At 63.9% G+C, this 20526-nt stretch carries 13 protein-coding genes; 4 read left to right on the forward strand and 9 right to left on the reverse strand.

Translation table 11 applies throughout. The features are described 5' to 3' along the window. Nucleotides 1-10: 10 nt before the first annotated feature. From IB263_RS15375 to IB263_RS15385, 3 genes are all read right to left on the reverse strand, one after another. Nucleotides 11-1498, reverse strand: a complete 1488-nt coding sequence (locus IB263_RS15375; RefSeq protein WP_370689612.1) for an ABC transporter substrate-binding protein — start codon at nucleotides 1496-1498, stop codon at nucleotides 11-13. 90 nt (nucleotides 1499-1588) lie between these two features. Continuing rightward, complete coding sequence (locus tag IB263_RS15380) at nucleotides 1589-3421, reverse strand: dipeptide ABC transporter ATP-binding protein (protein WP_244546762.1); 1833 nt, start codon at nucleotides 3419-3421, stop codon at nucleotides 1589-1591. 13 nt (nucleotides 3422-3434) lie between these two features. Next, nucleotides 3435-4019 (reverse strand): winged helix DNA-binding protein, encoded by a 585-nt coding sequence (locus tag IB263_RS15385; protein ID WP_043622645.1) that lies wholly within the window; start codon nucleotides 4017-4019, stop codon nucleotides 3435-3437. Between the two features lie 121 nt (nucleotides 4020-4140). Here IB263_RS15385 and IB263_RS15390 point away from each other — a divergent pair, with 121 nt between their 5' ends. The 4 genes from IB263_RS15390 to IB263_RS15405 all read left to right on the forward strand — a co-directional run bounded on the left by IB263_RS15390 (nucleotide 4141) and on the right by IB263_RS15405 (nucleotide 14121). After that, nucleotides 4141-7761 (forward strand): hydantoinase B/oxoprolinase family protein, encoded by a 3621-nt coding sequence (locus tag IB263_RS15390; protein WP_192371998.1) that lies wholly within the window; start codon nucleotides 4141-4143, stop codon nucleotides 7759-7761. Nucleotides 7762-8053: 292 nt separating this feature from the next. Next, on the forward strand, nucleotides 8054-9955 hold the full coding sequence (locus IB263_RS15395; protein ID WP_371814114.1) for a methyl-accepting chemotaxis protein: 1902 nt from the start codon (nucleotides 8054-8056) through the stop codon (nucleotides 9953-9955). A gap of 252 nt (nucleotides 9956-10207) precedes the next feature. After that, nucleotides 10208-11167: a 3'-5' exonuclease gene (locus tag IB263_RS15400; protein ID WP_034805639.1), complete on the forward strand. Its 960-nt coding sequence runs from the start codon at nucleotides 10208-10210 to the stop codon at nucleotides 11165-11167. 671 nt (nucleotides 11168-11838) lie between these two features. After that, nucleotides 11839-14121, forward strand: a complete 2283-nt coding sequence (locus tag IB263_RS15405) for a TonB-dependent receptor (protein WP_371814115.1) — start codon at nucleotides 11839-11841, stop codon at nucleotides 14119-14121. A gap of 75 nt (nucleotides 14122-14196) precedes the next feature. On the opposite strand, the gene IB263_RS15410 is transcribed toward IB263_RS15405, so the two are convergent. From IB263_RS15410 to IB263_RS15435, 6 genes are all read right to left on the reverse strand, one after another. Further along, nucleotides 14197-15738 carry an aldehyde dehydrogenase family protein gene (locus IB263_RS15410; RefSeq protein ID WP_034805642.1) on the reverse strand — a complete coding sequence of 514 codons (1542 nt, stop codon included), beginning with the start codon at nucleotides 15736-15738 and terminating at the stop codon, nucleotides 14197-14199. Between the two features lie 18 nt (nucleotides 15739-15756). Then, the gene (locus IB263_RS15415; RefSeq protein WP_034805645.1) at nucleotides 15757-16641 is read right to left on the reverse strand and encodes an NAD(P)-dependent oxidoreductase; all 885 of its coding nucleotides are present in this window, start codon (nucleotides 16639-16641) and stop codon (nucleotides 15757-15759) included. Nucleotides 16642-16819: 178 nt separating this feature from the next. After that, nucleotides 16820-17737, reverse strand: coding sequence for a LysR family transcriptional regulator (locus IB263_RS15420; RefSeq protein WP_234798789.1), 918 nt, complete (start codon nucleotides 17735-17737; stop codon nucleotides 16820-16822). A gap of 24 nt (nucleotides 17738-17761) precedes the next feature. Further along, nucleotides 17762-18919: a M20 aminoacylase family protein gene (locus IB263_RS15425; RefSeq protein ID WP_034805651.1), complete on the reverse strand. Its 1158-nt coding sequence runs from the start codon at nucleotides 18917-18919 to the stop codon at nucleotides 17762-17764. A gap of 105 nt (nucleotides 18920-19024) precedes the next feature. Beyond that, nucleotides 19025-19537 carry a hypothetical protein gene (locus tag IB263_RS15430; protein ID WP_034805654.1) on the reverse strand — a complete coding sequence of 171 codons (513 nt, stop codon included), beginning with the start codon at nucleotides 19535-19537 and terminating at the stop codon, nucleotides 19025-19027. A 15-nt stretch (nucleotides 19538-19552) separates the two neighbouring features. After that, nucleotides 19553-20371, reverse strand: a complete 819-nt coding sequence (locus IB263_RS15435; protein WP_034805657.1) for a DUF3100 domain-containing protein — start codon at nucleotides 20369-20371, stop codon at nucleotides 19553-19555. Nucleotides 20372-20526: the final 155 nt, after the last annotated feature.

A 20526-nucleotide genomic window follows, 5' to 3' on the forward strand; every position in this document is an offset into this window, starting at 1 on the left:
CCGGCCTGTATTACTCGACCGTCACGTCCGTCAGCCGCAGGCGGCTATCCGGCACCGGCGTGAAGTTCTTGACGCGCTTGCTCACGCCGAAGATGGCGTTGAGGTTATAGAGCGGCATTTCGAGCGAACGGTCTGCGGCGTAGTTGGCGATCTGCTTGAGGATCTCCTCGCGCTTTGCCTGGTCGGTGATCGAACGCTGCGACTCGAGCAGCTTGTCGAGTTCCGCGTCCTTGTCGTACGGGTTCCACTTTTCGCCCGAGTGGTACATCGAGTAGGCGGTGTTGTCGTAGTCGAGCGTCCAGCCGCCCCAGGACTGCTGGAACAGCGCGCCGGTCTTGCCGGCCGGGATGATGTCGTTCAAGAGAACGTTGGTTTCATAGGGCTTGATCGTCGCGTTGATGCCGATCAGCTGCAGGTAGCTTGCGATAGCCTGCACGACCTCGTTGAAGGTCGCGTCGTTACCGCGAACGTCGATCTGCACGGAAGCGCCCGGCGCAACGCCGGCTTCCTTCAGAAGCGCCTTTGCCTGTTCCGGATCGTAGGGCAGCGGCTTCATCGCCGGGTCGAAGCCGAAGGAGAGCTTGCCCTGGAAACTGGCGATCGGATCCGCCTGGCCGGCGAGGATCGACTGGATGATGGTGTCGCGGTCGACGCCGAGGATCAGCGCCTTGCGGACCTTCGGATCCTTGGTGATGCCGTCGCGCGTGTTGAATCGCAGCGCGTAGACCGTCGGGCCGGCGCTGGAGACGATCTCCAGATTGCTGTCGCCCTGGATCGTCGGGATCATGCCGATCGGAATGGTCGGCGGGATGACGAGATCGACGCGGCCGGCCTGCAGCTCGGCAACGGCGGTCGCCGGCTCCGAAATGAAGCGGTAGTTGAGATTGGAAAGCTTCGGCGCGCCGCCCCAATGATCTGCGAAGGCTTCGAGCTTGATGCCGACCTTCGGCTCGTAGGAGACGAACTTGAACGGGCCGGTGCCAACAGGATGGGCGTTGAAGTAGTCCTCACCCTTTTCCTGGATGTACTTCGGCGGCACGATCATCGCGCCATAGCCGGCGAGCTTGGTGAGAAGCACCGGATCCGGCGTCTTCAGGACGAGGTCGACCGTCTTTTCGTCGACGATCTCGACCTTTTCGATCACGGCATAGTTGGACTTCTGCGGACCCTTGGAGCCTTCTTCGCCGAGCAGGCGGTCGAAGGTGAACTTCACCGCTTCTGCATTGAAGGGCTCACCGTTGTGGAACTTGACGCCCTCGCGCAGCGTGAAGCGCAGGCGTTTGCCGCCGTCGAGCTCTTCCCAAGCAGTAGCAAGGCCGGGCACGAGCTTCAGATCCGGACCGCGATAGGTCAGGCCGTCATAGATATTGGTGGCAACCGACGCCCAGTTGACGAGGAAGGTGTCGACCGGGTCCCAGCTTCCCGGATCCTGCGGCGAAGATACCGTCAGCGTGCCGGCGGCAAAGGCCGGGGCTGCGGTCATGAAACTACCCGCCATCGCAAGGGCGATGAAAGCGGCGTGGATCCCCTTTTTGTTGATCATTTACTCACTCCTGTTTCGACAGCCTTCCTGAGAAGAGAAAGCGGCTCACGCACCCTTGGCCACGTAATGGCCAGGGGCGATTTCTTTGCGCGGCAGCACCGCGGGTTCGTCGCCGACGCGGCGGATCGGGCTCGGGATCTCGCCCTCCAGCATGGCGCGCTCGCGACCCTTGCCGGGCTCGGCGACGGGCACCGCGGAAAGCAGCCGGCGAGTATAGGGATGGGACGGCGTCTCGAAGACCTGCTGGCGGCTGCCGAACTCCATGACCTGGCCGAGATAGAGCACGGCGACGCGGTGGCTCATGCGTTCGACCACCGCCATGTCATGGCTGATGAAGAGATAGGCGAGGCCCTCCTGTTCCTGCAGCTCCATGAACAGGTTGATGATCTGCGCCTGGATCGAGACGTCGAGAGCCGACAGCGCCTCGTCGGCGATGATCAGCTTGGGACGGGAGGCAAGCGCGCGCGCAATGCAGACGCGCTGGCGCTGGCCGCCGGAGAATTCGTGCGGATAGCGCTTGGCGTGAGCTGGCGTCAGTCCGACGCGCTCCAGCAATTCATGCACGCGCTTTTCGATGTCCTTTTCACCGAGGATCAGGCCGTGGGTGCGGATAGGTTCGGCGATCGAGAAGCCCACGGTCTTGCGCGGGTCGAGCGAGGCGAAGGGATCCTGGAAGATGTACTGGATTTCCTGCTTCAGCCGCTGCCGCTCGGCATAGCTCATGGCCGAGACCGGGCGACCGCCAAAGAGGATCTCGCCCGAGGTTGCGTTCTGCAGTTGCTGGATCGTGCGACCGATCGTCGACTTGCCCGAGCCGCTCTCGCCGACCAGCGCCAGCGTTTCACCCGGGAAAATGTCGAAGCTGACGTTTTCGATGGCGTGCACGCGGTGCGTCGCCTTGCCGAAAAGGTTCTTGCGCACGTCGAAGCGGGTGACGAGATCACGCACCGAAAGGATCGGTGCCGCGTCGTAGCGGGCGGTGCGCTGGATATGGGTTTCGCCGACGCGCTTCGGTTCGCCGTCGACCATCATGGTCAGCGGCAGGCGCTTCGGGAATTCCTCGCCGGTCATGCTGCCGAGTTTCGGCACTGCGGAAAGCAGCGTCTGGGTATAGGGGTGCTTGGGGCTTGCGAAGATCTCTCCGACCGGACCTTCCTCGACCTTGCGGCCCTTCCACATGACGACGACGTCGTCGGCCATTTCGGCGACGACACCCATGTCATGGGTGATGAAGATCACCGCCATGCCGAGTTCTTTCTGGAGGTCGCGGATGATCGTCAGGATCTGCGCCTGGATCGTCACGTCGAGGGCCGTCGTCGGCTCGTCAGCGATCAGCAGTTTTGGCCGGCAGGCAAGCGCCATGGCGATCATGACGCGCTGGCGCATGCCGCCGGAAAGCTGGTGCGGATAGCGGCCGATCAGTTCTGCAGAATCAGGAAGGCGCACCATGTCGAGCAGGCGGCGCGTCTCGACGAGCGCTTCGGCCTTGGTCATCTTCTCGTGCAGCATCAACACTTCGGCGACCTGGTCGCCGATGGTAAAGACCGGGTTCAAGGACGTCATCGGCTCCTGGAAGATCATGGCGATCTCCTTGCCGCGGATCGCGCGCATGGTCTTCTGCGGGGCGCTCGTCAGATCGATTTCGCCGTCCTTGCCGCGAAACAGGATGCGGCCGGTCGGAAACTGGCCGCCCATCATGTCCGAGAGCCGCATGATCGACAGCGACGTCACCGATTTGCCGGAGCCGGATTCGCCGACGATTGCGAGCGTCCGGCCGGGCGTCACCGTGAAGCTCAGGTCTTCGACGACAGGATTGCCGTTGAAGGCGACGGAAAGCTTCTCAACGGCGAGCAGGGGCGCAGGCGTATCGACGGTCACGCGGTCTTCCTTGTTACAATGTGGTCGCGGCGCGCGCGGACTGTTCATAGGCGCCCGACATGAAACGCAGGACGGCGGCGATCTCGGAAAGCGTCTCCTCGGAAGGACGCGCTTTGGCGGTGGAGGAGACCAGCAGCCGCTCGCGAATTTTTGCGTAGCGCGTGCAGGCGTCCGACCCCTTGTCGGTGATGAGGATGGTCTTTTCCTTGCCTTCCTTGCCCGTCGTCACGAGGCCTGCGGCTTCGAGCTTGCGGATGGCATAGGTCGCGACATGGGTGTCCTCGATGTCGAGCACGAGACAGATGTCGGCGAGCTTCTTGCCGCGATCGCGGTGGCGGATCGTGTGCAGGATCAGGATCTCGATCGGGGAAAGACCGGGTACGCCGGCGGCCGCCATGCAGCGCATCATCCAGCGATGAAAGGCATGCGACGCGAGGATCAACCCGTATTCGACCTCGGAGAGGCCGGGAGAGCCGCCTTCAGCAAGGTGCGCGGAGGAAACGATCGGGCCGATGGCCGCGACCGGCTTTAGATGTTCGGGCAGGGCATTTTCGGCCCATTCCCGTCCTTCGAAGCTATCCTCTGACTTCTTCGTCATTCAGCTCTTCCTCATCTTGACGATTTTATGTCATCATTTTATCGACATTTTGTCAACGAACTGCTTTGATGAATTTCCGGGCTTGCACAATGAAGCGGCTCGCGAATGAGAGGGATGGACAATGAGCGCACGCGAAACCGGCAGCTGGGACTTCTGGATCGACCGTGGCGGCACCTTCACCGATGTCATCGGCCGCGACCCGCACGGGAACCTGCATGCCCGCAAGGTGCTGTCCGAAAATCCGGAAGCCTACCGCGACGCCGCTGTGCAAGGCATCCGCCTGCATCTCGGCCTTGCGACCGGTGCACCGATCCCGACCGGCCTCATCGGCGAAGTGCGCATGGGCACGACGGTCGCCACCAACGCGCTGCTCGAGCGCAAGGGCGAGCCCCTGGCTCTCGTGACGACCAAGGGCTTTCGCGATGCGCTGAAGATCGGCTACCAGGAACGCAAGAAGATCTTCGCGACCGAAATCATCAAGCCGGAAGCGCTCTACCAGGATATCGTCGAACTCGACGAGCGCGTGCTGGCTGACGGTATTGTCGAGCAGCCGCTCGACGAGGCGAAGGCGCGCGCGGCCCTCGAAGACCTGAAGGGCAAGGGCTACAAGGCCGTCGCCATCGTCTTCATGCATGCCTACAAATATCCGGAGCACGAGGCGGCCGTTGCCCGCATCGCCCGCGAACTCGGCTTCGAGCAGGTCTCCGTCAGCCACGAAGTCTCGCCGCTGATCAAATATGTCGGCCGCGGCGATACCACCGTCATCGACGCCTATCTCTCCCCGGTTCTGCGCCGCTACGTCGCCCAGGTCTCCGGCGAACTCGATATTGCCCGTACCGGCGCACGCGTCATGTTCATGATGTCCTCCGGCGGCCTGACGGCGGCTGAAATGTTCCAGGGCAAGGATGCGATCCTCTCCGGCCCGGCCGGCGGTGTCGTCGGCCTCGCCAAGACCGGCGAAGCCGCGGGCTTCGATCGCGTCATCGGCTTTGACATGGGTGGTACCTCGACCGACGTCGCCCATTTCGATGGTGAATATGAGCGGGCGTTCGAGACCGAAGTTGCAGGCGTGCGCGTGCGTGCACCGATGATGCTGATCCACACGGTTGCCGCCGGCGGCGGATCGATCCTGCACTTCGACGGCGAACGTTTCCGCGTCGGCCCGGATTCGGCCGGCGCCAACCCGGGCCCCGCCTGCTACCGCAATGGCGGTCCGCTTGCTGTCACCGATGCGAATGTCATGCTCGGCAAGCTGATGCCGGATTTCTTCCCGGCGCTGTTCGGTCCGAACCAGGACGAACGTCTCGACGTCGAGACCGTGCGCGGCCGTTTTGTTGCCATGGCGACCGAGATCGGCGATGGCCGCAGCCCCGAGGATGTGGCCGACGGCTTCATCCGCATCGCCGTTGCCAACATGGTCGAGGCGATCAAGAAGATTTCCGTGCAGCGCGGTTATGACGTGACGCGCTATGCGCTGAGCTGCTTCGGCGGCGCCGGCGGCCAGCACGCGTGCCTCGTTGCCGACCAGCTCGGCATGAAGAGCATTCTCGTGCATCCGATGTCCGGCCTGCTTTCGGCCTATGGCATGGGACTTGCCGATATCCGCTCGACTCGCCAGAAGGCGCTCGGCGTCGCGCTCGACGACAAGGCGCCGGCAGCCCTCAGCACGCTGGGCGCCGAGCTGGAAGTCGATTGCCTCGGCGAACTGGAAGCACAAGGAATTGCCCGCGACGAGATTCGCACCCATCTGCGCGCCCATATCCGCTATGCCGGCACCGACACGGTGCTTGCGGTCGACGCGACCTTCCCGGCGCATGACGACATCGCCCGCCTGCGCGCCGAGTTCGAAGAGCTGCACAAGCGCCGCTTCGGCTTCGTCGCCGACAACAAGGCGCTGGTGATCGACGCCGTCGAAGTCGAGACGGTCGGCGGCGGTGCTGCCCAGATGGAGCGCGAAGGCGCATCCGTCACCTCGGGCACGCCCGACGTTTCACGCCGCACTCAGTTCTATTCGCAAGGCCAGTTCCACGATGCGCCGGTCCTGCTGCGCGCCGAACTCAGCCCCGGCCAGCGGCTCGACGGTCCGGCGATCATCATCGAACCGAACCAGACCGTCGTCGTCGAGGACGGCTGGCAGGCGGAACTGACGGCGAAAGACCATATCGTGCTGCGCCGCGTGAAGGCGCTGCAGCAGCAGAGCGCGATCGGTACCCATGCCGATCCGGTCATGCTGGAGATCTTCAACAATCTCTTCATGTCGATCGCCGAGCAGATGGGCGTGACGCTGCAGAACACCGCCTATTCGGTCAACATCAAGGAGCGGCTCGACTTCTCCTGCGCCGTCTTCGACAACCGCGGCAACCTCGTCGCCAATGCGCCGCACATGCCGGTGCATCTGGGTTCCATGGACGCCTCGGTCGCAACCGCGATCCGCGAGAACCCGGTGATCAAGCCCGGCGACGTGTTCCTGATCAACGCGCCCTATAACGGCGGCACGCACCTGCCTGACCTCACCGTCTGCACGCCCGTCTTCGACGATGCCGGACAAGAGATCCGCTTCTGGGTCGCCAGCCGCGGCCACCATGCGGATATCGGCGGCATTTCGCCGGGCTCGATGTCACCGCTTGCCACCAACATCGAGGAGGAGGGCGTCTACATCGACAACTTCAAGCTCATCGATGCAGGTCGCTTCTGCGAGGCCGAGCTTGAAGCGCTTCTGAATGGCGCGCGCTATCCGGTGCGCAACATCCTTCAGAACGTCAACGACCTGAAGGCTCAAGTGGCGGCCAACGAAAAGGGCGTCGCCGAACTCAAGAAGATGATCGCCCAGTTCGGCGAAGACGTGGTCGAGGCCTATATGGGCCACGTCCAGGACAATGCTGCTGAGAGCGTGCGCCGTGTGCTTGACCAGTTGCCAGACGGCGAATTCTCCTACGAGATGGACCAGGGCTGCAGCATCGTCGTCAAGATCACGGTCGACCGCGACAAGCGCGAGGCGACCGTCGATTTCACCGGCACGTCGGAGCAGCGCGGCGACAACTTCAATGCGCCGGCGCCTGTCACCCGCGCCGCCGTACTCTATGTCTTCCGCGTGCTGGTCGAGGCCGACATTCCGATGAATGCCGGGTGCCTGCGGCCGATCCACATCGTCATCCCCGAGGGTACGATGCTGACGCCGCGCTATCCGGCGGCCGTCGTTGCCGGCAACGTCGAGGTCAGCCAGGCCGTGACGAACTGCCTGTTCGGCGCGGTCCAGAGCCAGGCCGGCGCGCAAGGGACGATGAACAACCTGACCTTCGGCAACGACAATTATCAGTATTACGAGACGATCTGCTCCGGCGCGCCGGCGGGTCCCGGCTACAACGGTGCCGATGCGGTTCATACGCACATGACCAACTCGCGGCTCACCGATCCGGAAATCCTCGAAACCCGCTTCCCGGTGGTGCTCGAAGACTTCCACATTCGCGTCGGTTCCGGTGGCCGCGGCCAGTGGCACGCCGGAAACGGCACGAAGCGCACGATCCGGGCGCGGGAAACGCTCGACTTCGCGATCCTCTCCGGCCATCGCCGCGTCGCACCCTTCGGCATCAAGGGCGGCAGCCCGGGTGAACTCGGCCGCAACCTCGTGCGCCGCAATGACGGCCGGACGGAGGAACTGTCGGGCTGCGCCCATACGGTTCTCGAAGCTGGCGAAGCCTTTACCGTCGTGACGCCGACCGGCGGTGGATACGGCCGGTCATAGGCCGGAAAGACTGAAATCTCCCAAGACTGCTGCGGTGGTCTGCGGGCGGGCGAGCGATCGTCCGCCCGTTTTTCGTTCCGGCATATGCACAACAACTATTGCTGCATATGCGAAAAGACGCGATCGCTTTTTTAACCCGAATTTAAATTCGAAATTACTAAGTACTTATTGGTCAGTGCGCGCCCCAGTTCCTCCCCTTGCGGGGCCGCAAACATCCGGTCCTCCTCCCGCCGGTTTGGCTGACCATGTCCCCTCCCATCAGCGCGATTGCGACATCACAGGAGTCACGGCAGTGACGTTCAAGAACCTTTCGATTTTGACCAAGGTCGGCCTTGTGGTCGTGGTCATGGGCATATCCTCCATTCTGATCGCGCTTGCCGGTGCGCGTGGTCTTTCCTCGCTCGGTGCGACGATCGTCGATGTCGGCGCGCGTGAGGAAGCAGCGCGCGAGGCAATGGACCTGCGCGTCGACATCATCGCCATCAGCCGCATGACCTATCAGCTCGCCGCCGCCCCGGAGAACGCCGCCGACTTCGGCGCGGAAACCGAAAAGCGTGCGACCGAAATGCTCGGCCGCCTGACCAAGATCGAGGCGGTCGCCGACGATGCCGAAGACAAGCTGCTGAATGACATCCGCCTGACGCTCAACAGCTACTTCGACGAGATCCGCGCCATGGTCGCCGTCGCCGCCGAGAAGGGCGGAGATGCCGGTGCCGTCAAGGCCGCACTCGACAAGGCGCTCGAAGCGCAAAAGACCGTGACGGCAACAGTCAAGACCTACAGCACCTATTCCGGCGAAGCGCTTTCCGCCGCTCGTGAAGAGGCGCTGAATTCCTCGTCCGTCGCCATGACAATCCTCGCCGCGGCCGCTGCGGCCTGCGTGCTCTTCGGCGTCGGCGTCAGCCTCGTCGTTGCCCGCCGCGGCATCGTCATGCCGGTCCGTGACCTGACCTCGACCATGAGCGAACTTGCCGACGGAAAACTGGATGGAGATGCGACGGACGTTTCCCGCCAGGACGAGATCGGCGAGATGGCCCGTGCCGTCGAAGTCTTCCGCAAGAACGGCATCGCCATGCGCGCGATGAAGGCGCAGGAAGCGGCCCTCCATGCGCGCAGCAGCGACCTGCAGTCCAACATCAGCGTCGTCGTCGCCTCTGCCGTTGCCGGCGATTTCACCGGCCGCATCAACAAGGACTATGAAAACGACGACCTCAACCGCTTCGCATGGAGCGTCAACGAGCTCGTCTCCAGCGTCGACCAGACCGTCACCGAAGTCCGCCGCGTGATTGCGGCGCTTGCCGACGCCGACCTGACGCAGAACATGCGCGGCGAATTCCACGGTGCCTTCGCCGAGCTGCAGACGAACGTCAACCAGACGATGGTGACGCTGCGGTCGACCATGCAGAACGTGCGCACCGCGGCCAGCACCATCAACGACAACTCCGCCGAACTGAGCTCGGCTGCCAATGATCTGTCGAAGCGCACGGAACAGCAGGCGGCAGCGCTTGAGGAAACCGCAGCGGCGCTCGACGAAATCACCTCGACCGTGCGCACCGCCTCGGAGCGGGCGAATGAGGCGCATGAGATGGTGCGCGCCACCAAGGAAAGCGCCGGCCGTTCCGGCGCGATCGTGCGCAGCGCCGTCGATGCCATGGGCCGCATCGAGGGTTCGTCCAACCGCATCAACCAGATCATCTCGGTCATCGACGAAATCGCCTTCCAGACGAACCTGCTGGCGCTCAATGCCGGCGTCGAAGCGGCACGCGCGGGCGAAGCCGGCCGCGGTTTTGCCGTCGTCGCCCAGGAAGTGCGCGAGCTGGCGCAACGCTCGGCCAACGCGGCCAAGGAAATCAAGACGCTGATCCACAGCTCGGCGTCGGAAGTCGAAAACGGCGTGGCGCTGGTGCGCTCGACCGGCGAGGCGCTGCTGGAGATCGAGACACTGGTCAACAATGTCAGCGGCCACGTCAACACGATCGCGACGGCGGCGCGCGAGCAGGCGACCGCACTGCAGGAGATCAACACCTCCGTCAACCACATGGACCAGATGACCCAGCAGAACGCGGCGATGGTGGAAGAGACGACAGCCGCCAGCGGCACGCTCGCCGAAGAGAGCCGTCAGTTGCGCACGATGCTGGCGAAGTTCAAGCTGGAAGGTCCTGCAGCCCGCGAAGGCTGGAGCCGCGCCGCCTGATCGAGCGGCGTAATCGCCACGACTTCAAGTGAAGTTCTTGCTGCGGCGGCACTGTCGTTTCTGCACCCCGTGTTGACGGGGACGGGGACAACAGTGCCGCCGAGCATATTGAAGCGCGAGACCGTTTCCCCATCTTTTGCGCCTGAAAATCCAGGCGCTCCTGCGCCTTCTTCCCGATTTGCTGGGAAGCATGCCTGTTAGCCGCTATTCTGGAACGCAGACGTGTGAGTCGTTAATTTGCGGGACAACCGAATGACGCAGCAGTTCGACCTCTTTGTTTCGGACGAGGCAACTTCCAAAAAGGCGGGCGGTGGACCGGCGGTCAAGCGGGCATCGCTGACCGAGGACGATATGGTCCGTCACCTTCAGGCGACGGGTCGCTATCGCCTGTTGCAGCGGCTTGTGCCGCGCGCTGTGGTGCCTGTTGCGCGTCCCGGCTTCCCCCTGCATGGCGTCATTCTCGATACCGAAACCACAGGGCTCAACCATCGCAAGGATGAGATCATCGAGATCGGCCTGATCGCCTTTACCTTCGATGAGAAGGGAAACCTGGGAGACGTGACTGGCGTTTTCGGCGGCTTGCGCCAGCCGTCCAATCCGATCCCTGCGGAAATCACTCGTCTTACCGGCATCACCAACGAGATGGTCGCGGGAAAGACGATCGACCTCGACGAAGTGCGGGCGCTGATGGAAAAGGCCGACCTTGTCATCGCCCACAATGCCGGCTTCGACCGTCCCTTCTGCGAGGCCTTCTCGCCCGTTTTTGCAGGAAAGGCATGGGCCTGTTCCGTCTCCGAGATCGATTGGTCTTCCCGCGGCTTCGAAGGCACCAAGCTCGGTTACCTGATCGGGCAGGCCGGTTACTTCCACGACGGCCACCGGGCGGTCGACGACTGTTTCGCTTTGCTCGAAGTCCTTGCCAAGGATGGCGGCTCCGGCAGCACGCCCTTTGCCGAACTCTACGAGGCGAGCCAGCGATCACGCGTCCGCATTTTTGCGGAAAACAGCCCCTTCGACATGAAGGATCATCTGAAAGCTCGCGGCTACCGCTGGTCTGACGGAAGTGACGGCCGTCCGAAATCCTGGTGGGTCGAAGTCGCCGAAACCGCACTTGAAGACGAACTCGGCTACCTCCGCTCGGAGATCTATCGCTGGAAGGAAGCCGATCCGCCGATCAAGCGCTTGACCGCTTTCGACCGCTTCCGGGCCTGACACGCGAACGAGCCGCTGCGGCCGACAGGGCAAGCCCTTCGGTGACGCGGGCGTCGCTCGATTAAAACATCCTTTTCCCGCCGATCTTTGCATGACGCGGCCCACCGATCGTAGCGCAGGCGCCAGGCTGAGGCTGTCCTGCGCCGGACGCGGGCTGACGGCCCGCTACGCCCCGATTTGCCTGTCTTTCCACATCTGGCAAACAACGCCCGGTTTACCGTTAACCGCTGAATTCACGCACAAAAAGCGTGGACGCCCGACCGAATCCGACTATACGTGCGCAGACTTGACTTAGAAATTCAAGTTTTATGCTATTGTTATAGTTGATGTTTCAATGTCGATGTTCGCAATCTCGTCCAGTTTTGAGAGTGCTCCCAAGCGTGGGATGACCCGCGATCGCCGACACTTTGTCTGGCAGCCAGTCTGCATGGGCGCAACCGAACGCGCCGTGACCGAAGGGCCGGTTACGCACCCGCTTTGCCGAAGCGAGCTGCTGCGCACGAGACCCGTCTGTCGGTCGAAATAGCCGCAACTGAACGCAATGTCCGGGGCTCGCCCTGCACCGTTGTTCAACGGGCAAGGCGCGTGCGTCGCGTTCTGAGCGGCTGGGTTCGGCCGGCGACAGTGGCGGATACGGAATTCACCTTAATCGAAGTTACAGGGGTAAGAGAATGGCAAGGGGCAGGTTCAATTCGGTTTCGCGTCGGCGAGCCAAAGTCGTGCTGGCGGGCGTGTCGCTGCTGGCAATGTCCGCCGTGGCGGCGTCGGCCCAGGAGGCACGCAAGACCAACCGGGTCGAAAGCCTGGCCCAGGCTGAACGCAGTTCGGGCGGCGCGACGCAGCTGGCCCCCATCGTGGCCGTCGGGCAAGCGGGCGGTCAGCCGCCTGAGACCGGCACCATCGGCCAGCCGTCAGCTCCCTATGCGGGCGGTCAGATGGCGACCGGTGCGCGGCTTGGCGCGCTCGGCAACCGTCCTGTCAAGGAAACCCCGTTCAGCGTCACCAGCTACACGGATAAGCTGATCCGCGATCAGCAGGCGCGAACGGTCGCCGATGTCACCCTCAACGATCCCTCGGTACGCATGGATGCGCCGGCGTTCAGCGAGCGTGATTCGTTCTTCATTCGCGGCTTCTCGGTCACCAATCTGGATACGGCCTATGACGGCCTCTTCTACATCACCAACCCGCGCCGCAGCCCCCTTGAGGGTATCGAGCGCGTCGAGGTCCTGAAAGGCCCGAGCGCGCTGGTCAACGGCGGCGTCGGCCGCGTCGGTGGGACTATCAATCTGGTGCCCAAGCGCGCCACCGACGAGCCGCTGACGCGACTGACGACCACCTATATGTCGGACTCGCAATTGTGGTCGCACCTCGATGTCGGTCGCCGTTTCGGGCCCGAGGGCGAATGGGGCGTCCGTTTCAACGGTTCCTATCGTGGCGGCGACACGGCGCTTGACCACAACGAAAACGAGATCGGCGTGCTGTCGCTCGGGCTCGACTATCGCGGCGATCGGGTGCGTGCCTCGCTCGACCTCAATCATTCCAAGCAGAACATCAATGCGCCGGCCTCTCTGTTCAACGCGGCAGCGCCGGGCATCAAGATCCCGGAAGCGCCGGACGGCCGGATCAACACGTCCAACCCGTTCGAATACCATGACAGCGAACACAATATGGTCGCTGGCCGCGTCGAGTTCGACGTGCTGGAGAACACCACTGTTTACGCCGCCGGCGGCATCAGCCGCTACCGCGAGGACTTCCTGAGCACGTCCTACACCATTCAAAATCCCAATGGCGATGCGCTGGCCGAGTTCGGCTACAATCCGCAGGAGATCCAGGGGGTCTCGGGTGAGGTTGGTCTCCGCTCGGAGTTCGATACCGGACCCGTCGGTCATCAGCTCAGCGTTTCTGTGAGCCGAGCGCTCAACGAGAATAACCGCGGCTACTTCCATCCGGGCAGGCTCGGCTTCAGAAGCTACATGACCAACATCTACAATCCGATCTATGTGCCGAGCGATTGGGTCAATACGGGCGGGCTTCCGCGCTCGAACGACCTGCATGCGTTTTCGGACCTGCTCGCGACCAGCGTCGCGATCTCCGATACGCTTTCCTTTGCCGAAGACCGTTTCCAGCTGACGGTCGGCGGGCGCTATCAGGAAATGCGTGTACGAGGGTACAATACGCGTCCCGGCGCCGTGCCGCTCGGTCAACAGACCTACTATTACGAGGAAGGCCGGTTCAGCCCTGCCGTCGCGGCACTCGTAAACGTCACCGACAGCTTCTCTGTCTACGGCAACTACGTGGAAGCTCTGACCGAAGGGCCGTCAGCGCCGTCCAACGCTCTGAACAGCGACCAGATTTTCCCTCCTGTTGTCAGCAAGCAGAAGGAAATCGGCTTCAAATACGACCTCGGCGAAGTAATGCTCGGCGCAGCGCTGTTCGAGATCAGGCAGCCAAACGGTTTGACAACCGGCGGCGTCTTCGCCGTCGACGGCCTGCAGGTGAACCGTGGCATCGAGCTTTCAGCCTATGGCGAACCGGTTGACGGCGTTCGCTTGCTTGGTGGCATCACCTTCATGGACGCCAAGCTCGATAAGGCAGAGAACTCGAGAACAGGAGAGCGGTTCGATGGCAACCGTGTGCCCGGCGTCCCGACGACCGCGATCAGCCTCTATGGTGAATACGACACACCCTGGGTCGAGGACCTGACGCTCACCGGTCGCCTCGTTTATACCGGCAGCACCTACTACGACCAGAGGAACACGCAGAAGGTCTCGGACTGGACGCGGGTCGATCTCGGTGCGCGTTACTCCTTCGAGCGTGAAAACGCTAAGCCGGTGGAAATCCGGGCGACCGTCCAGAACGTGTTCGACGAGAACTACTGGGCCTCGTCCGCCCGTGGCTTCCTTGCCGCCGGCGCGCCGCGCACCTTCATGGTGTCGACTGCGTTTGAATTCTGAGCCAGAGGAGCTTCAGTCACAAAAAGAAACGGCCGGCATTCTGCCGGCCGTTTCTCGTTTCGGGGGGCGTGCCGATCAGGCTTCCGGCGAATAACCGAAGACGACGGCCGGGTTTTCCGCGGTCTCGACCCAGACGCTCTTCGTCTGTGTATAGGCCATCAGTGCATCACGGCCGGAGGAGCGGCCATAGCCGGAGCGGCCGAAGCCGCCGAAGGGCGACATGACACTGATCGTCTTGTAGCCGTTGATCCAGAAGGTCCCGGCCCGCACCCTTGAAGCGACCCGGTGTGCGCGGCCGACATCACGGGTCCAAACGGCGCCTGCCAGGCCGTACGGGTTGTCGTTGGCGAGGGTGACCGCCTCGTCCTCGTCGTCGAAGACGGTGACGCCGACGACCGGGCCGAAGACCTCTTCGCGGGCGATCGTCATGTCCGGCTTGACGTTGTCGAGAATGGTCGGCGCGAAATAGAAGCCGCCGGAGGCTTGAAGAGAAGCCGGCTTGGCGCCGCCGGTTGCAAGCGTTGCACCTTCGGCAACGCCCTGGCGCACCATTTCCGCGATCTTCGCCCATTGTCGTGCATTGTTGATCGGGCCGATCTGCGTGCTGTCGAGATAGGGATCGCCGACGGGGATGCGCGCGGCAGCCTCGGCATAACGCTCGACGAACTGCTGGTGCACCGAGCGATGCACGAGCAGGCGTGAGCCGGCAACGCAGCTCTGGCCGGCGCCAGAGAAGATCGCCGATTGGGCGCCGACGATGGCGCGGTCGATATCGGCATCGGCAAAGACGATGTTGCCGGACTTGCCGCCGAGTTCGAGGATACAGGGCACGACGTTCTTCGCAGCCGCTGCCGCAATGGCCGAACCGGCAAGCGCCGAGCCGACGAAGACGACGAGTGCCGTTTTCGGATGGGCGACCATCGCCTGGCCCGCCGTTACGCCCTGGCCGGCGATGACGTTGACGAGGCCACGGGGCGCGCCGCCCGCCTCGCAGAGCGCACCGAGCACGAGCGTGCTGAGCGGCGTCAGTTCCGACGGCTTGATGACGACGCCGTTGCCGGCGCAGATCGCAGGCGCAATCTGCCATCCGCCGGTAAAGAGCGGCGCGTTCCAAGGGGTGATCTGGGCGACGACGCCAACCGGCTCGTTGCGGGTATAGTTCAGATGCGAGGTCGGGACCGGGATGACCTCGCCGTGCAGCTTGTCGCACCAGCCGGCATAATATTCGAACATCTCGGCGACCCGGACAGCCTCGCCACGGATGTCGCGGATCGGCCGGCCGGCCGAGCGGCTTTCGAGCTCGGCAATCTCGCCGGCGCGCTCGCGGATCTTGCGGGCGATCTCGTTCATCACCCGGCCGCGCGCCGAAGCGGTCATCGAGATCCATTCGCGCTGGGCGCGCGCTGCCGCCTGCATGGCGGCGTCGACGATATCAGCGCCGGCGTCCTTGAAGGTGGCGAAGACTTCGCCGGTCGCCGGATCGGTGAGCGCCTGCTCGTCGCCGGAACCGGGCACCAGCGTGCCGTCGACATAGCTGCCGATCTCGGTGCCGGGAATGATGCCGTGGAACAGCGCCCGGATGCGCTCGGCCTTGGCGGGCATGGTCATGTCGTTCATCGTCGTTCCCTTCAAGTCTCAGTTGTCGTTGGCCACCGGGCGGAAGGCGCCCATGCGGGTGAAGTCCTCGGCGTTTTCGAGCGGGCTCTCGGCCCAGAGCTTGGCGACCGCGCCCGAGAGCGGCAGATCGGCGCCGGTGCGGGCCGCAAGCTCGCTGGCAAGCCGCACGTCCTTGCGCATCAGGCCCATGGTGAAGCCGCTGTCGAAGCGGCCGTTCATCACCCAGGTCGGGAAATGCACTTCGCTGATCATCGATTTGCCGGACGCGGCGTTGAGCACCTTCAGCGCCTCGTCCGCATCGAGCCCGGCGGCAAGCGCCAGCTTCAGCCCTTCGCCCGTCGTCACCATATGGGCGGCGGCGAGCAGGTTGTTGACGAGCTTGGCAACGTTGCCGGCGCCGCTCGGGCCGACATGCAGGGCCTTGGCCGACATCGCGTCGATCACCGGGCCGGCAAGGGCGACGTCCGCATCACTGCCACCGATCATCATCGTCAGCTTGCCGCTTGCGGCACCTGCCGGACCGCCGGAGACCGGCGCGTCGATGAAGCCGTGGCCGAGGCCGGCAAGGGCTGCGGCGAGATCACGCGAGACATCCGGCTCGGAGGTCGAGGTGTCGATGATGACGACGCGGCGGCCGGCCGCCTTCAGCGCTTCGAGATTGGCCTCGACGACGGCTGCCACGTCCTTGGCGGTCGGCAGCGAGAAGACGATGAAGTTGGTGTCGAAGAAGACGTCAGTCAGAGCCTCGACCGGGGTCACCCCGCCTTCGGCGGCAAGCGTGCGCCGGGCCTCGGAGAGGTCGAAGCCCTTGACGGCAAAACCTTTGCCGGCGAGCGTCGTCGCCATGCCGAGACCCATGGCGCCCAAACCCACCACGCCAACTGTCGTTCGTTCCGCCGTCATGATCCGCTTACCCTCGTATGATCAGAATGATCCGGCGAAGGTGGCATGCGGGCTGGCGAGCGGGTAGACGGCGCGCCTGGTACAATGCGTTGCTGGCGTGGCAACGTCTGCTCGACCGCCGGTGATGGGAAAGGCGAGCGTTAGCGCCGCGCGGGTTTCATCGAGCTAGGACGGTCTTCTAAGTCTGGAAGGATTGCATCTCGCGCGCGAGATGCTGGCCGAGTTTTTCGACCGACAGCGGCAGGCGGCGGTGGGCCCGCACCATCAAATGCGCGCTCGCCTCGCTCAGCAGCGGATCGGAGAGGTCGATCGCCTGCATGGACCCGCGCGCGATTTCCACGGTTACGGACGTGCGCGGCAGGAAGGTGACGCCAAGGCTTGCTGCAACGAAGCGGCGGAGCACCTCGATCGAATGGGTTTCGAGCAACGGCGCCAGCGCCAGCCCCGCATCGGCCGCCACCCGCGCCACCAGTTGTGTCACGCCATTGCCCTTGCCGAGCAGCGCGCACGGGAAGGCGAGGCAATCGGCAAGTTTCAGGTCGCTGCGCTCGGACAGGGGATGGCCCGCCGGCACGATGACGCAGAGCGGCTGGCGCGCAATCGCCAGCGCCCGGATGCGCGGTTCGGTCAGGGGATTGTAGGCGATGCCGATGTCGGCGTCGCTGTTGGCGATGGCGTCGACGACGTCTTCGGTGCTGCCGAGTTCGACGATGTAGCGCACATAGGAGTGTGCCTTTGAGAACGACGAGAGCCCGTGCTCCACCAGGTCGGCCATGAAACCTTCGCCGCAGCGAATGCGGATGCGGGTCTGCTGCACGCCGCGGATCTGGTCGAGCTGCTCGGCAAGCAGCCCGTTGTCCTCGAGCACGCGTTTGCCGTGTTCGAGCACCAGTTCACCGGCGTCGGTCAGGACCGTGCCGCGGGCGGTGCGCTCGAAGAGGGACAGGCCGATGTCGCGTTCAGTGTCGGCGATCTGGCGGCTGACGACCGATGGCGCCAGCCCCATATGCTCCGCAGCGCCCCGGATCGAACCGATGCGCGCAACCGCCATAAAGATCCTGAGCGCTTTCGCGTCGAGTACGTCCATGGTGGTCATGGATGCGACGGAATCCCCTTGGGGTCAACGACCAAGCGAGGTCGCGATCAGGCGTGTCCAGAGGTTTACGCCCTGGCCGATGATCGCGTCGTTGAAATCGTAGTGCGGCGAGTGCAGGCCGGGGTTAACGCCCTCGCGTCTTGCGCCGAGCCAGAGATAGCAGCCGGGACGTTCGTCGAGCATGAAGGCGAAGTCCTCGGCCGCCATGCTTGGTGGCGCGTCGATGACCGTCAAGGCCGGGTCTGCCGCGGCGACCGAGCGTGCGAGCGCGGCGGCTGCGGGATCGTTGATCGTCGCCGGATAGCGGCGCTGATAATCGAGCTCGGCCGTGCAGCCGAGCCCTTCGGCAAGGGCCGAAACGAGCGTGCGCATCCGGTTTTCGAGCGTGTCACCGACCGCCTTGTCGAACCAGCGCGTGGTGCCGCGGATCACGGCTTTTTCCGGGATCACGTTCCAGGCGTCGCCGCCGTGGATCTGTGTGACGGAGACGACGGCCGCTTCGAGTGGCGAGACGTTACGGCTGGCAATCGTCTGCAAGGCCGTGACGATCTGGGCGCTAGCGACGAGCGGGTCAGCACCCTCATGCGGCATCGCCCCATGGGCGCCGCGACCGGTGATGGTGATTTCGAAGACCCCGAAGGCGGCCATCATCGCGTCGTCGCGGGCCACCACCGAGCCGACGTCGAGCGCCGGCCAGTTGTGCAGCGCATAGACGGCATCGGCCGGGAAATCACGGAAGAGGCCATCGGCGACCATGACGCGGGCACCGCCCTCGGCCTCTTCGGCCGGCTGGAAGATGAAATGCACGGTGCCGTCGAAGTCCATCTCGCTCGCCTGCCGGGCGGCGGCCAGCAGCATGGCGACGTGGCCGTCGTGGCCGCAGGCGTGCATCTTGCCCGTCGTCTTCGAGGCGTAGGCAGCGCCGCTCGTCTCGATGATCGGCAGCGCGTCCATGTCGGCGCGAATGGCGATCGATCGGTTCGATGTGCCACGCCTGAGCGTGCCGACAAGCCCGGTGCCGCCATAACCGTCCTTCACGGCAATGCCCCATTCGGCAAGCCGGCCGGCGATGAAGGCCGCGGTCTGGCGTTCCTCGAAGGCAAGCTCGGGATGGGCATGCAGGTGATGACGCCAGCGGATCGTTTCCTCGATGCGCTCGGGGCTGATGTCGTGGCGTGTCATGGCGTGCGTCCTGTCGTTTGAGGGGATGGCCGGCCGCAGAGCGGCCGACCTGTTTCTCTTACACAATTCCGGACGGAAAACCGCTTCCTGGAATTGCGTGCCGCGTTACTGGCCGAGACGCAGGAAGAGATCGGCGACGACGACCGAGCCCATATAGGTGCCGACCATCACGCAGATCGCGACGATGACGATCTTCCAGCCCGAGCGGCGGGCGATCGCGAACTCGTTCGCCGTCAAGGCAAGGCCGCCATAGGCAAGCGCCGGGGTCGCCAATGCGAGGAAGTTGAGGTGCTCGACCTGTTCGCTGACCCAGGCTGCACCCGGAACGCCCGGGATGGTGATGAGGATCGCGATCAGCGAAACCCAGGCGACGCTTGGCAGGTAGAAGGGCACGAAGCGGGCGAGCGCCAGGCCGACGATACAGGCGGCATATAGCGTCGCCATGCCCGGCAATGCGGTGAGCGGCGACGTTCCGGTGCCGACCCAGTTGGCGACAAGGCCGATCGCACAGGCGATGATCAGCAGGCCGGCATGGCCGATCACATCGAGCTTGCGTTCGTCCTCGGGGTTCAGCGGGAGATCGTCGGCGTAGTTGGCGGAGGTGTTCTGGTTGGTCATGGTTCTCTCTCCCGATCAGGCTGCGGTGCGACGCTCGGATGGGCGCGCCTTGTTGTAGAGCCACTCCGTCAACGGCAGCGCCACGAACATGCCGACATAGAGGCCGGTGGCATAGGTCAGGATGTTGCTGGCGGCGGCGAGCGCGAGAATGATGTCCTTCTGGTCCGGCACCGCCGCGACGAGACCGCCGGTGCAGGCCGCCAGCATCGAGCCGGAGCCGACGCCGCAGGACATGGCGAGCGCACGCACGTCGAAGATGCCGAGGCCGTGAACGATCGGCGGCATGATGGCGAAGACGAAGGTGCCGATCAGCGTGCCGGTCGCATAAACGCCCATGGCGCCGGCACCTTCCGGCGAGTTGAGGCCATATTTGTCGGCGATCAGCGCGATGTTCGGCTCGCGGTCGATCGAATAGGTGGCGCCGACGGCTTCACGGCCCATCTTGAGAAGGAACACTGCGACCGGGAAGGCGACGATGATCGTTCCGAGATTGCCGAGTTCCTGCAGAACCAGCGCCGGGCCGGCCTCGATGATCTGCGAAATCTGCGGGCCGACCGTCGTTCCGAACTTGGCGATGAACGGCATGATGGCAACGGTGATCATCGCGCCGGAAAGCTTGACCGCATCGCGCGACAGGAACTTGCCGGTCGCCTTGAAAATGGCCGGATTGAAGGCGATGCCAAGCGCGAAGGCGTAAAGGATCGGCAGGAAGATGACGGTGCCGATACCGATCGGCAGACGCTGAATGCCGATCAGCTCGGAGGCGATGACGATCGCCAGCACAAAGATATGCAGATAGAGCGCGCCCGAGGCGGCTCCGGTTTTCCCGGTCATGATGTTCTCCTCTGGTTGGGAGCCAGTTGTTGTTCTTTGCCCAGCGTTCAGAGTAGGCGGTGAGGGCAAATTGCGGCTAGCCGGCCGGCAAGCAACGAAGTGTTGCGATTTGAGCAACGGGCGGGCCGCTGTTCGGGCGGCCATTGGGATCAATC

Source organism: Ensifer sp. ENS03 (genome assembly GCF_014852035.1).
In the GTDB taxonomy this organism is placed as follows: domain Bacteria; phylum Pseudomonadota; class Alphaproteobacteria; order Rhizobiales; family Rhizobiaceae; genus Ensifer; species Ensifer adhaerens.

Excerpts from the sequence above, each read along its gene's own strand:
- IB263_RS15415 (WP_034805645.1), bottom strand. The coding sequence starts at position 16,641 with ATGACGGCGGAACGAACGACAGTTGGCGTGGTGGGTTTGGGCGCCATG.
- IB263_RS15420 (WP_234798789.1), bottom strand. The coding sequence starts at position 17,737 with ATGACCACCATGGACGTACTCGACGCGAAAGCGCTCAGGATCTTTATG.
- IB263_RS15430 (WP_034805654.1), bottom strand. The coding sequence starts at position 19,537 with ATGACCAACCAGAACACCTCCGCCAACTACGCCGACGATCTCCCGCTG.
- IB263_RS15410 (WP_034805642.1), bottom strand. The coding sequence starts at position 15,738 with ATGAACGACATGACCATGCCCGCCAAGGCCGAGCGCATCCGGGCGCTG.
- IB263_RS15425 (WP_034805651.1), bottom strand. The coding sequence starts at position 18,919 with ATGACACGCCACGACATCAGCCCCGAGCGCATCGAGGAAACGATCCGC.
- IB263_RS15390 (WP_192371998.1), top strand. The coding sequence starts at position 4,141 with ATGAGCGCACGCGAAACCGGCAGCTGGGACTTCTGGATCGACCGTGGC.
- IB263_RS15385 (WP_043622645.1), bottom strand. The coding sequence starts at position 4,019 with ATGACGAAGAAGTCAGAGGATAGCTTCGAAGGACGGGAATGGGCCGAA.
- IB263_RS15405 (WP_371814115.1), top strand. The coding sequence starts at position 11,839 with ATGGCAAGGGGCAGGTTCAATTCGGTTTCGCGTCGGCGAGCCAAAGTC.
- IB263_RS15375 (WP_370689612.1), bottom strand. The coding sequence starts at position 1,498 with ATGGCGGGTAGTTTCATGACCGCAGCCCCGGCCTTTGCCGCCGGCACG.
- IB263_RS15400 (WP_034805639.1), top strand. The coding sequence starts at position 10,208 with ATGACGCAGCAGTTCGACCTCTTTGTTTCGGACGAGGCAACTTCCAAA.
- IB263_RS15435 (WP_034805657.1), bottom strand. The coding sequence starts at position 20,371 with ATGACCGGGAAAACCGGAGCCGCCTCGGGCGCGCTCTATCTGCATATC.